The 12,188-nt window shown below is 42.3% G+C and carries 10 protein-coding genes; 6 read left to right on the top strand and 4 right to left on the bottom strand.

Annotated features, from left to right (window positions below):
* Window positions 1-126 precede the first annotated feature (126 nt).
* Both H9659_RS12240 and H9659_RS12235 read left to right on the top strand, forming a co-directional pair.
* Window positions 127-1,506 (top strand): UDP-glucose dehydrogenase family protein, encoded by a 1,380-nt coding sequence (locus H9659_RS12240; RefSeq protein WP_191690916.1) that lies wholly within the window; start codon window positions 127-129, stop codon window positions 1,504-1,506.
* Window positions 1,478-2,506, top strand: coding sequence for a GDP-mannose 4,6-dehydratase (locus H9659_RS12235; protein WP_191690914.1), 1,029 nt, complete (start codon window positions 1,478-1,480; stop codon window positions 2,504-2,506). The genes H9659_RS12240 and H9659_RS12235 overlap by 29 nt, the downstream gene beginning before the upstream one ends.
* A gap of 221 nt (window positions 2,507-2,727) precedes the next feature.
* Here H9659_RS12235 and H9659_RS12230 read toward each other — a convergent pair whose 3' ends face one another.
* On the bottom strand, window positions 2,728-4,071 hold the full coding sequence (locus H9659_RS12230; RefSeq protein ID WP_191690912.1) for a PilW family protein: 1,344 nt from the start codon (window positions 4,069-4,071) through the stop codon (window positions 2,728-2,730).
* 42 nt (window positions 4,072-4,113) lie between these two features.
* Between H9659_RS12230 and H9659_RS12225 the strand changes: the two genes are divergently transcribed.
* Together H9659_RS12225 and H9659_RS12220 are read left to right on the top strand one after the other, a co-directional pair.
* Entirely contained in the window at window positions 4,114-4,551 is a 438-nt protein-coding gene (locus H9659_RS12225) for a hypothetical protein (protein ID WP_191690909.1), read from the top strand.
* Window positions 4,548-5,036, top strand: coding sequence for a hypothetical protein (locus H9659_RS12220; protein WP_191690906.1), 489 nt, complete (start codon window positions 4,548-4,550; stop codon window positions 5,034-5,036). The genes H9659_RS12225 and H9659_RS12220 overlap by 4 nt, the downstream gene beginning before the upstream one ends.
* Before the next feature lie 386 nt (window positions 5,037-5,422).
* On the opposite strand, the gene pabC is transcribed toward H9659_RS12220, so the two are convergent.
* Window positions 5,423-6,271 (bottom strand): aminodeoxychorismate lyase, encoded by an 849-nt coding sequence (gene pabC / locus H9659_RS12215; RefSeq protein ID WP_191690904.1) that lies wholly within the window; start codon window positions 6,269-6,271, stop codon window positions 5,423-5,425.
* A 7-nt stretch (window positions 6,272-6,278) separates the two neighbouring features.
* Entirely contained in the window at window positions 6,279-7,703 is a 1,425-nt protein-coding gene (locus H9659_RS12210) for an anthranilate synthase component I family protein (protein ID WP_191690901.1), read from the bottom strand.
* 647 nt (window positions 7,704-8,350) lie between these two features.
* Here H9659_RS12210 and H9659_RS12205 point away from each other — a divergent pair.
* Window positions 8,351-9,892, top strand: a complete 1,542-nt coding sequence (locus H9659_RS12205) for a glutathione ABC transporter substrate-binding protein (protein WP_404828982.1) — start codon at window positions 8,351-8,353, stop codon at window positions 9,890-9,892.
* 78 nt (window positions 9,893-9,970) lie between these two features.
* Entirely contained in the window at window positions 9,971-11,185 is a 1,215-nt protein-coding gene (locus H9659_RS12200; RefSeq protein ID WP_191690881.1) for an amidohydrolase, read from the top strand.
* Between the two features lie 108 nt (window positions 11,186-11,293).
* Here H9659_RS12200 and H9659_RS12195 read toward each other — a convergent pair whose 3' ends face one another.
* Window positions 11,294-11,767 carry a DUF4188 domain-containing protein gene (locus H9659_RS12195; protein WP_191690879.1) on the bottom strand — a complete coding sequence of 158 codons (474 nt, stop codon included), beginning with the start codon at window positions 11,765-11,767 and terminating at the stop codon, window positions 11,294-11,296.
* Window positions 11,768-12,188: the final 421 nt, after the last annotated feature.

The following is a 12,188-nucleotide window of genomic DNA, read 5'->3' as shown; positions in this document are numbered from 1 at the left end:
CGCTAGATTATCTAACGCCAATTGAGTACCGATTAGAGACCTTATAAAAATTGTCCGATTTAATGTTGACAAGCCATGGTCAATTTACTATTTCATTTTATAACTAGAAGTGGGGAGGGGAATGATATGTACAAAATAGCAGTAGCGGGTACAGGTTATGTTGGTCTAGTGGCCGGTGTGACTTTCTCTGAAATGGGTCATCAAGTAACATGTGTTGATATTAATGAAGAAAAAGTGGCATTGATGAAAACAGGTGTATCTCCCATCTATGAAGAAGGTCTAGAGGAGTTAATGCAAAAAAACTATTTTCTCGATCGATTGAGTTATACGACGGACTATAACGCTGCTTATAAAGATGCAGATGCTATTTTCATTGGGGTCGGGACTCCGGAGCGTGCGGATGGGTCTGCGGATTTGACTCATATTGCGACAGTCGCTAGACAGATTGCTGAGTCGATTAAAAAGGATTGCTTGGTTGTCGTGAAGTCGACAGTTCCTGTAGGGACTAACGATAAAGTGGAACAATTCATTCAGGACTTTTTAGTTAATGATGTACAAGTTGAAGTGGCTTCGAACCCTGAATTTTTAGCTCAAGGGTCCGCAGTACACGATACGTTACAGGCGGATCGATTTATCATTGGTACTGAAAGTGATTGGGCAAGAGACATTTTAATGGGGATCTATGAACCTTTCGGACGTCCTATTGTATGTGTCAATAGACGGTCTGCTGAAATGATTAAGTATGCTTCTAATGACTTCCTGGCTCTTAAAATATCGTATATGAACGATATTGCGAATCTTTGTGAATTGGTTGGAGCGGATATTCAAGATGTCGCTGAGGGCATGAGTTTTGATGATCGAATCGGCGGCAAGTTTTTGAATGCTGGAATTGGTTATGGGGGATCTTGTTTCCCGAAGGATACAAAAGCATTGACTTCACTAGCACGGGAGAATGGATATGAGTTAAGAACTGTTCAATCGGCAATCTCTGTGAATGATGACCAGAAGACTAAACTATATAAAGAAGCAAATAAACGCTTGATTACATTTAATGGTTTGAAGGTAGCGGTCCTAGGTCTTACATTTAAACCTGGAACAGATGACTTAAGGGAAGCTGCGTCGTTGGTGAACGTACCACTGTTACTAGAACAAGGTGCGGATATCTTTGCATATGATCCAGTAGGTGCTTCGAATTTTGCTAAGAGATACCCAGAGGGCCGTTCCGGTAAAGGTGCAATTACATATGTAAGCAACATTGAACAAGCGTTAGATGATGCGAATGTGTGCTTCATCTTTACAGAGTGGAACGAAGTGAAAGTGGTTGTCCCAGATCGCTATAAAGAGCTTATGCGTACGCCACTAGTATATGATGGACGTAATATTTATGATGTGAAAGAAATGGAAGCGGCTGGCGTTGAGTATCATTCTGTCGGACGTCGATCTAGTAAGTTCCAAGGTAGTAAGGGAGTGAAGAAGAATGGAAACTCGGTTCTTATCAAAGAGTGATTCGATTTTAATTACAGGCGCTGCTGGTTTTATTGGATCGTATTTATCCAAGCGAATGATGGAGCTAGGTTATAAGGTCATCGGTGTGGATAATTTAAACGATTACTATGATGTTACGTTAAAACAAAGTCGTCTTGACCAACTAGTGTCAGACGACTTATTTTCGTTTCATAGAATAGATATCTCCGATAAAAATGCTATGGAACGTATATTTGAAGAAGAAAATCCAGCAGTTGTTGTAAATTTGGCTGCACAAGCAGGAGTCCGTTATTCAATCGAAAACCCCGATGCGTACATTCAGTCGAATGTAGTCGGGTTCTACAACATACTGGAATGCTGCAGGAACTATCCTGTGAAACATCTGATATATGCATCCTCCAGTTCTGTATATGGCGCCAACAAGAAAGTACCTTTTGAAGAGACGGATGTTGTCGATCATCCAGTATCATTGTACGCAGCTACAAAGAAGTCCAATGAGCTAATGGCATATACCTATAGTCACCTATACGATATCCCTTCCACTGGATTACGCTTCTTTACTGTATATGGCCCGATGGGAAGACCCGATATGGCGTACTTTGGTTTTACAGACAAGTACTTTGCGGGGGAATCCATTGAGATCTTTAATAATGGAGACTTCGATAACGATTTGTATCGTGATTTTACTTATATTGATGACATCATTAACGGGATAGAGAAGCTGATCCCTAATCCGCCTGTAGTGAACGATGGAGCGGCACACGTTGTTTATAATATTGGGAATAACAATCCTGAGAAGTTGATGACTTTTATTAGTACGTTGGAAACAGCGTTGAGTAATGCTACTGGTAAGTCTGTTGTGTTCCAAAAGGATTTTGAGCCGATTAAGCCTGGGGATGTACGAGCTACTTATGCTTCTACGGACAAGCTTCAGGATGTTGTTGGGTTTAAGCCAACTACGCCTATTAGTGTGGGGTTGCAGCGGTTTGCTGATTGGTATGTTGAGTATTATGGGAAATGAGTTCCCTTTAAAATGCCTGCCTGTGCACCACACAATTATTCGGACGCTATTCAGGATTAATCCGGAGTTGTGTCCTGCACAGGCGGAGTATTTTATCTTCTCCTTAAGTTAGAGCGACTGACTCATTATTTCTTCTTATGGTTAATGGTAGCCATTAAGCGAGGCTGTATAACAATCTCATACACAAGATAGGCCATTTGTACGCATCAATTCTAATGAGATTACTGGAATGGAACAGGATCATTTTCTTTAATAAATTCTCTAATGTTCATATATGTGATAGAAGGATTGCTGCCAGTACTAAACCCATCACGTGTAATTACAATTCCTTTAAAAGCCTGACCTACGAAGGTGACTTTACCTTGTGGAGCGAAAAGGATGCCTGTCAGTTCACTCCCGCCGAAATTATTGAGTTCGATATCTCCCTTACTGATAATAACAACATTTTTTTTATTTGGTTGCCAATTGTCTAATTTAAAATTTCCTGGTGAATAAATACGAATGTCGTTAGAAAGATTGCCATTTGTTCTAGTTTCATACCCATTTTTTGAGTACCAACTGTCCTCACGAAATGTGGGAATAGATATTGACGGATGTTCGGGGATTTGATCTTTCTTTAAATTTTTGTAATCTTTAAGAGTGCCAACTATATTTTTAGTGTTGGACGTTTCATTTCTTACGACTCCGGAAATATAAATTTCGTTTGCTTTCATTTCTGCAGACCAATTTTTAAATACAACATTGCCATTTATAATAATCTTTTTTCCTTCAATTACTGAACTATCGGTGAATGTAACGTCTCCATTAATATATATTGTGTCCCCGTAAATTTTCGCACCGCCATTATTTAATATCACATTTCCATTTATCGTAACGAGTTCGGTTTTTTTTGCCTCTCCTAAATGAGTGCTGCTTTTAAAAACAACTTCGTTTCCTAGTTTGTCGATATAAATCTTCTGTACGGATATTCTATTATCACCTACAAACTCAAGGTTCTTTTTATTTAAATTGTTTATAACGACTGAACCACTTCCGTTTGTAGCACTGTTTAATGGTGAAGAACCAGAAATGAATAAATTAGAACCGTACACAAATACATCATGTAAATCTAACATATCAACGAAATCCCCATCTTCCTTCTTATCAGGGATTGCTATACTGATAGGAGTTCTTTCACGGCCTTCCACAACAGTACTTAGGGTATAATCTTTATCCGATTCATTAGAAAGTGTGAACATGACCGCTAAATCGTTGGTGGAAACCGCTTGTAAACATGAATATTTTCCTATATTAATGTGATCCAAAGTTAGTTTCATGGATATGTCGCCATTATCTAGAAGATTTTGATAGCAAATTTCTCCATTATTTTGATGTGAATTTCTAATTTGTGTAATGATTTTGTTTGATTCTTGCCTTAAGTGGATTGTATCTTGTGTTCCGTTATTGAATTTAAGAGTTGAAGTAAGTACACTTGAGATAAGAACAATCAATAGACTTGCTATTACTAATGCTGCAAGCAATTCGACAAGCGATAATCCGTCTTGACCTAATCTTTTTTTAGCCATCCAAACACCTCATTTACAAATTAAATTTAGAGGAATGATTATATGAAACTTAAGACATATGTGATAAATGAAAAAGGCTTATCCTTAGTAGAAATTCTAGCTTCTTTTGTTCTTTTGACTATTGTGTTTGCCTTGTTATCGCATTTCATTTTTCAGGCCTCCATATTTACAACCAAGGTAGAAGCTCATTTGACAACTATCAATAGTGCAGAGAAAGTACTTAATGACGTGAAAACAAAAAAAGTTAAGTACACAGGACGCCAAATAAAAATTAATAAAGAATCGGTAAATGAGGTCGATCCGATTAAAATAAATGGAAAAACATATTACCCATACGTCTCGACAGTTTCCGAAACGCCGGAAGTCTTGCAACTTGAAAGAGTACACGTTCAAATATTCTCTACACCAATAACAGCGGGGACCAGGGAGATGTCACCAATAGTTGATCTTTATGGCTATAAGGATGCGGGGGATTCATGATGAAATTAAAACAAGATGGCTATACTCTGGTATTAGTTCTTCTAGTAGTTTTGCTAATTGGTATTTTAGCTCCAGTGATGATGTCGAAAATCGTGAGTAGCAAGCTGCAAATACAAAAAACTGAGCAAAAAATACAGCTGGAAAAGCTAAGGCAAATGGGCGTAGAGTATATGGAAAGTACAGTTGCTTATGCTAACAACCAGATAGCTAGTGAACCCAATCCTATCATTGATAATACTCAATACATGAAGAAGTTACAAGAGTATCTGCGCCAAGTAGACTCCCAGTTTGGTAATGAGGTGAGGAAAGTACTTAAAAAGGATGATCAGCAATTTATCATAAAAATCAATTCGACAGACATGGTTGATGAGGACAATATCATATTATCTTATACTGTCACTGCTTCTATAACAAAACCTAAGTACCAGGAGAAAGAATCGAATGAAGAAGTGATGATCCATATAGTCAAGCAAATGAGCAAATAGATTGGCAAATCAAAAATGTCTGCCTGTGCACCGTTCAATTCATACACTATTCTGAACTTTTTCGGAGTTGTGTCGTACACAGGCAGAGCTTTGAATGCCAAATAGGCTTTGTTGTCGTATAATGGTGGTCAAAGGGAGTACCTCCAGTCTTTTTGGGATGTTTAATCGACTACCAATATACTAGACTTGGGGAGGTACTTCTTTTTTTGTGTCTTCAACCCCTTGATATATAAGGGCTGGGGATTATGGGATTTATTCAATCTTGAAAAAATATAAGTTTGTTGACCGCAACCTGTGCAGCATACAAATTAGACACTATTCTGATGCGCTTCTAATTTGTGCTATGCACAGGCAGAGCTGCCAGTTTACTCCGATCTAAAGTTTTTTTAACGTAAGCACGCAAAGGCGATAGCTTGCACATACGCTGCATGCAAAATCTGATAGTGATGCCCGGAAGCACCTGGAAGGGGAAACTCACCGATCGATGACAACGGAACGATTTCTTGAACTGCATTTGTTACAAACACTTCATCCGCCTCTTCTACTGACTCTTTGGAATAATTGCCTTCGTTCACCTGAATACCAGCATCCTTTGCCAATTCTAGTAGGAACGCCCGTGTTGTTCCGGGGAGAATCCCAGTTCCGATAGCCGGAGTGAACAGCTGTCCTTCTTTTATCCAGAATACGTTAGATGTCACGCCTTCCGCGACATGCCCGGCTGATGTCAAAAATATCCCTTCCGACTCCTTTAAAGAAGGCAGTTCCAGTCGTCCTCTCACATTGTTCATGAAATTGTGCGACTTATAGCGGACTGCGCTTTCCGGTTGGTTGCGCGGCGTTTCCAGCCAGATGCCCTGTTTTTCCGTTCCGCGTGATGCAGGAGGTAGCGCTTTACGAAAAAGAATCACATTCGGTGTTTCATAAACAGAGGGTGTGAGCCCGATGTCGTGGACACCCGCTGAGACATTCAACCGGAAATATCCATCTCCTTCATTCGCCTCCCGATCCAGCTGATGAACAACGTCCCTTATTTCCTGATCCGAGTATGGCATCGTAATCCGGAACTCTTCAAGCGCGGCACGCAAACGGTCCATATGGGCGTCGAATAGAAACACTTGTCTCTCGTATGTACGGAATGTCTCGAAAAAGCCGACTCCATATAGGAAACCATGATCGAACGGGGAAATTTTCAAATCCTCAGCTTCCTGATAGGTTCCATTCATCCAACAGATCATGTACTCATCACACCTTTTCTGCTTTCTTACTGTAGGATTCCGCCATTTCCTTTGCTTGCCAGAGTGCTTTTGCTTTGTTCAACGACTCTATGTATTCCGCTTCCGGTATCGACTCGGCAACAAGGCCAGCTCCAGCCTGGATATACGCGATGCCGTCTTTTATATATGCCGTCCGGATGACGATATTCAGTTCCGCGTCTCCGTGGAAGTCGAACCAGCCAATCGAGCCGGTATAAAGGCCTCTTCGTACTGGTTCCAACTCTTCGATGATCTCCATCGTTCTGAGTTTGGGATCGCCTGAAATCGAACCACCCGGGAAAATGTCTTTGACAATTTGAGCATTCGATACATCTTTAGACGCTGTACCGCGGACATTGGAGACGATATGCATGACGTGCGAATACTTTTCAATGACCATGAACTCATCCGTTTCGACGCTTCCCGGAATACAGACCTTCTCAAAGTCTTTCATTTCCAAGTCCACGAGCATTTTATGTTCATCATTGTCTTTGGCACTGGACAGAAGCTCTGCCTGAAGCGCTGCGTCTTCAGCTTCGTCTTTCCCCCGCGGTCTAGTCCCTCCTATCGGCCTTGTGCTTAATTCGTTGCCGCGCTTTCTCAAAAGGAGTTCTGGAGATCCGGAAACAACTGCAAAATCAGGCGCGCCAATTGCGGCCATGTAGGGAGAAGGATTTAACGCACGGAGCGCTTCGTATAAATCAATTGGCTCAACGGTCAACGTTTTGGACTGTCGTACAGACAAATTCACTTGAATCACTTCATCTCGCGCAATATATTGCTGTACATCCCGCACCATTTGTTCAAACTCTGCTCCGGATACGGACACATCAACCTGTTCCGGCCTTTTGTAATCTGCAGACACATTCGTCCATGTGCAAAGCGGATTGGAAGCAGCCGCATTTTCCCATTGTGCTGCTACATCGACCGGATCCGTGGCGCTATCAGATAGTGTCATGAAATAAGTGGTACCGCTTTCGATATCCAGAACAGCCCATTGGTCAAATAAATAGAAGAATAGATCAGGGGTCTCCAAATCATCTTTCGTTCTATCCGGCAATGTTTCGTAACGGCGGACATAGTCATAACTTATGAACCCGAGCACACCGCCTTGAAAAGCAGGAAGACCTGGAATTCTTTCCACTTCATACCCTTCGACGAATTCCGTCAACAATTCAAGAGGATCTCCTTCACGGATTTCCTCCTGTCCATCCCGCCAAGTCAATTGAAGCCGATCCCCATTCAATGACTGTATGGTAACAAGCGGATCCACACCTGCGACGGACATTTTACCGCCCCGCCCGCTTTCCAAAAGAATATGTTTCTCACACGAACGTGCTAATTCTTGATAGGCTCGGAAAAACTGCTCTTTTCCCATTTTAGATGTTGTATAACGCAGTGTCTCTCGTTGCATGTTGCGTTCCTCCCAATAACCAGTAGTCTTCCTATCTTACATTGGCGGGCTCCGTTTACGCTACTTCAGGTACCTGGACCCCATACAATTCAAACATGAAAAGGGCTGCCTGTGTACCACACAACTCGGAAACTATTCGGAATTGTTCTGGGGTTGTGTCGTGCACAGCGTTTAATTTAAATAACAAAGAAGCCAGAACGGATGGTTAAGTCCACACTGGCTTTTTATCCACCTACTACAGAGTGATAAGTACCTGGACCCCAAATTATTCAGGCAACTTGACTATGAAAGAGTAAGAATGTCCTCTGATCGAGCAGCCGATCGGAGGGCTTTTTCTATGCAAACTGTTTCATCTCATTCTTCGATCCACTAGTAATATTATATAGCTGGACGAGGAGTAGAAGGGGATAGAGGCGGTTTGTTCATAAAGAAAAGGCCAACCCTTTTACCAATTGCAGTAAAATTCACGGAATCGTGTTCGAGTTGTGTGTGGTCCAGGTACCCAAACTATGATTTAGGTAAAAATAACGCAAAATGAAGTTAAAATATTGAAAAATAATTGTATGAATATTTGATATACTCAAAACAACAAAAATGCCATCCAAGGGGGAACTCATTTGAAAAAGATTCGAAGGCTACGAAATGGAATGATTTTAGCGATGGTCATTATGATTCTGGCCGGCTGCTCAACGGGAGAGAAAGGCGTAAAAACAGAAGAAGGGAAAACGAAAGGGACAGGCGCTAGTTCAGAAGATACGTTAGTGATTGCTAGACTTTCAGATGCGGAAAGTCTGGATCATCATTTCATGTCCACCATTAATGCTGCGAGTGTCACTCATGGCAAGATTTACGAAGGATTGGTCGGACGGGATAAAAATGCGGAACTTCAACCTTTGCTAGCAGAAAGCTGGGAACAGCTCGATGACACAACGTGGGAATTTAAGTTGCGTCAAGATGTTGTATTCCATGATGGAACCGACTTTACGGCGGATGCGGTCAAAACTACCTTCGATCGTGTATTGGATCCAGCAGTGGGATCTCCAAAAGCAGGGGTGTTTTCAATGGTGGAAGAAGTGAAAGTTATCGACGAGTACACGGTTCAATTCCTATTGTCGGAACCCTATGCTCCACTGCTTTCGATTCTGGCAAGCCATGAAAGCGGAATTTTTAATCCTAAAGCAATCGAGAAGTTTGGCGGCGATGATATACAGGAACCAAGTGGAACAGGACCATTTAAATTTGAATCGTGGACACCTGGTCAGAAAATTGTATTGAATCGAAATGATGATTATTGGGGAACACCCGCAAAAGTAAGCCGAGTTGAATTCGAAGTCGTACCGGAGGAGTCCACGCGTACATCGATGGTTGAATTGGGAGAGGCTCATATTGCAGAACCACTGTCGATTTCACAAATGGATGCGGTGAATAATTCTCAAAACTCGGAAGTCTACCAAAGTGAAGGATTCGGAACCGAGTATATTACATTCAACGTTGAGAAAGAACCTTTTAATGATGTGAGAGTGAGGAAAGCCGTCTCACACGCCATTGAAATGGACGCGATCCGGAAGGGCGTATATAACAATGTTGGCGGGGAAGCAAATTCACTATTAGGTACCAAAGTCTTCGGATACCATGAAGGATTGGAAATCTATGACTACAATCTTTCCGAAGCAAAACGGCTGCTTGCTGAAGCCGGTTATTCAGACGGTCTGGAAATTAAGCTGACGACTATGGATAGTAAGGAAAGAATTGCTTTAGCGGAAGTGGTACAGTCCCAGCTGAAAGGAATCGGAATCAAAGTCAAAATTGAAGTGATGGAATATGGAACGTTTGTGGAAACGGTGCACTCAGGCAATACAGAAATGATCCTGATCAGCTGGAGGAACGTGACAGGGGATGCGGACTACAACCAGTACAACCTGATGCATTCAAGTTCGAAAGGATCAAGCGGTAATACATCGTTCTATAGCAATCCGGAAGTAGATAGACTCGTCGAGGATGCCCGTAAAGAATCGGATTCCGAGAAGCGTCTCGAGATGTATGCAAAAGCACAGGAAATTGAAATGGAAGATGCCGTTTATATTCCGGTTCGGATTATCGAAAACGTAGCAGTGATCTCTAAAGATGTGAGTGGTTTTGAAATCAGTCCATCCGGCTATTTGGAACTCAATAACGTCTCCGTAAAGTGATAGGTACAGAAGGGGTATCCAAGCTGGATATCTCTTCTATACTTGTTAGGTGATAGAACGTAAATTAGGAGGATTCATATGTTCATCTTAAAAAATATTTTACTGGAAACGGGTTACAGCAAAGAAAATGGACGAGTAAAGGCGACAGAGACGAAATTGTTTCATCTGAAGATTTCAGAGGGGCGTATTGCAAAAATCATCGACATCGAAACTGAGCTGCCACTGGATGTGGAAACAATAGATGGGAAGGGGCAGCTTGTCTTGCCTTCTTTCAAAGAACAGCACGTTCATCTTGATAAGACGTATATGGGGGAACCTTGGCGTGCCTGTGTACCGGCTTCTTCTGTCATCGAGCGAAGCGAAATCGAAAAGAATATTCTTTCGTCAATGGATTTGGGTACCGAAGAAAGAGCGAAAAACTTATTGGATGTGCTGCTATCTCACGGTTCGACTTCGGTTAGAACTCATGTCGATATCTATCCGGAAGTTGGATTGGCAAACTTAACAGGTGTGCAGAATGCCTTGACGGATTATGAGCATAAAGTGGATTCAGAGATTGTAGCTTTTGCTCAGCATGGGTTGCTCCGTGGAAATACAGTTCAACTCTTGAGAGAAGCAGTCCGCAATGGAGCTGGGTTAGTGGGAGCAGTCGACCCCGCAACGGTCGACTTAGATATCGAATCCTCTCTCGTTCAATTGATCGATATCGCGGTGGAAGGAAATGCCGGAATCGATTTACATCTGCATGATCCGGGACATCTAGGAACCTTCACGATGAAGCGTTTAGCTGCCCTGACGATGGAAGCGGGATTACAAGGGAAAGTCGCAGTCAGCCATGCATTTGGATTAGGGGATGTTACACCTGCAGAAGCAAGACAGGTGGCAGAATTATTGAAGGAGGCGGGGGTGTCCATTATCTCCAGTGTGCCTATTGGCAGAAACATTCCGCCAGTTCCTTTGCTGGATGAGGTTGGAGTAAACGTGGCGCTTGGCAATGATAATATTTACGATTCATGGTGGCCGACAGGGAATGGGGATATTTTAGAGCGTCTAGGAAGATTGGTAGAGATCAATCGTTGGACAAATGAACTTTCCCTGTCTCAATCTTTACGTTTTATAACGAATGGGATTACCCCGCTTTCGATCGCCGGAGAGCAAGTATGGCCAGCCCAAGGGGACTTAGCTGACTTTGTTCTAGTCGATGCAACATGTTCTGCTGAGGCAGTAGCTAGGCGTGCAAAACGGACAGCTGTTTTTCGCAGAGGAGCGCTTGTAGCAGGGGAACTTAGTTGAAAAACTGAATGGATATTAAAAGCATTGCCTATGTACCGTGCAATTTAGAAACGATTCAGGAACATTTTGAAGTTGTGTAGTGCACAGGCGTCAAAAAGCGGCATTCCATTACCGGGAAAGCCGCTTTTTTGCCGTCTGTTTATCGATTGTAATAGGTATGTGCTTTGTCGCTTTACCAAGTCCATATTGCGGCATGTTGACATAGACGGATTCGTATTGTCCTTTGGAAAGAATATACGTTTCGTGGTAGATACCGACTGCATCATTATTGGCGGTTATCCGGTTGAACTTTTTCCAAGCTTTCAGATGATTTTCGTTTTTCGAATAGGCGAGCAGGTCGTCAAGGGAACGCCAATATTGGATCATTGCGGTAGTACGCAGTCCGAAGTGATTTTCTGCGGATTGAAAACCAAGTTCTCTTTTATGCGTGTACAGCTCCTTGATCATACCTGACATTGCAAGAAAAACGGGCAGCCATCTGTGGATGGAAAGCCTCTTATTGATGCGCATGCCGATGATAAAGACAACGATGTCTTCCGAGTTATCGGCTGTATACCTACTGGGGAAAACTGATGATGGCATTAGGTTAATCCTCCTTCACTTAGTTATGTACCTCATTTTTATCCACTACTACATCTCTATTTTCATGCAGCTGCATCAGGAAGAACCGGGGGCTATCCATGCAGTTGTGCCGCCATCCAACCATTCTTCCTTCTATGCTACACTAGTGTCACTTGTGTGAATAGGAGGAGTCCGAAGAAATCGAAAATCTTTATAACTAGAAAAATGGATGAGCGAGTGGTAGCGCCGCTTCAGAAGAAGTTCGATGTCCGCATGTGGGAATCGGAAAGTGAACCGGTACCGCCATAGCACCCGCTTCTTTCATTGCCGAACGTTAGGGCACTTCCGCATATCCGGAGTGCCAGTATTAAAACACGTCTTGCGATGATGGACTTGAATGCCCAGGCGATTGTGGATGTTTTAGAGGGACACGAACTTGAAA

This window comes from Sporosarcina gallistercoris (assembly GCF_014836415.1).
In the GTDB taxonomy this organism is placed as follows: Bacteria; Bacillota; Bacilli; order Bacillales_A; family Planococcaceae; genus Sporosarcina; species Sporosarcina gallistercoris.
The sequence above is the reverse complement of the archived record's forward strand: the minus strand, read 5'-3'. Positions and strand labels throughout refer to the sequence as shown.

What these genes read in the sequence shown, in the direction of transcription:
- H9659_RS12240 (WP_191690916.1), top strand. Translation starts at nt 127, where the DNA reads ATGTACAAAATAGCAGTAGCGGGTACAGGTTATGTTGGTCTAGTGGCC.
- H9659_RS12235 (WP_191690914.1), top strand. Translation starts at nt 1,478, where the DNA reads ATGGAAACTCGGTTCTTATCAAAGAGTGATTCGATTTTAATTACAGGC.
- H9659_RS12230 (WP_191690912.1), bottom strand. Translation starts at nt 4,071, where the DNA reads ATGGCTAAAAAAAGATTAGGTCAAGACGGATTATCGCTTGTCGAATTG.
- H9659_RS12225 (WP_191690909.1), top strand. Translation starts at nt 4,114, where the DNA reads ATGAAACTTAAGACATATGTGATAAATGAAAAAGGCTTATCCTTAGTA.
- H9659_RS12220 (WP_191690906.1), top strand. Translation starts at nt 4,548, where the DNA reads ATGATGAAATTAAAACAAGATGGCTATACTCTGGTATTAGTTCTTCTA.
- pabC (WP_191690904.1), bottom strand. Translation starts at nt 6,271, where the DNA reads ATGATCTGTTGGATGAATGGAACCTATCAGGAAGCTGAGGATTTGAAA.
- H9659_RS12210 (WP_191690901.1), bottom strand. Translation starts at nt 7,703, where the DNA reads ATGCAACGAGAGACACTGCGTTATACAACATCTAAAATGGGAAAAGAG.
- H9659_RS12205 (WP_404828982.1), top strand. Translation starts at nt 8,351, where the DNA reads ATGATTTTAGCGATGGTCATTATGATTCTGGCCGGCTGCTCAACGGGA.
- H9659_RS12200 (WP_191690881.1), top strand. Translation starts at nt 9,971, where the DNA reads ATGTTCATCTTAAAAAATATTTTACTGGAAACGGGTTACAGCAAAGAA.
- H9659_RS12195 (WP_191690879.1), bottom strand. Translation starts at nt 11,767, where the DNA reads ATGCCATCATCAGTTTTCCCCAGTAGGTATACAGCCGATAACTCGGAA.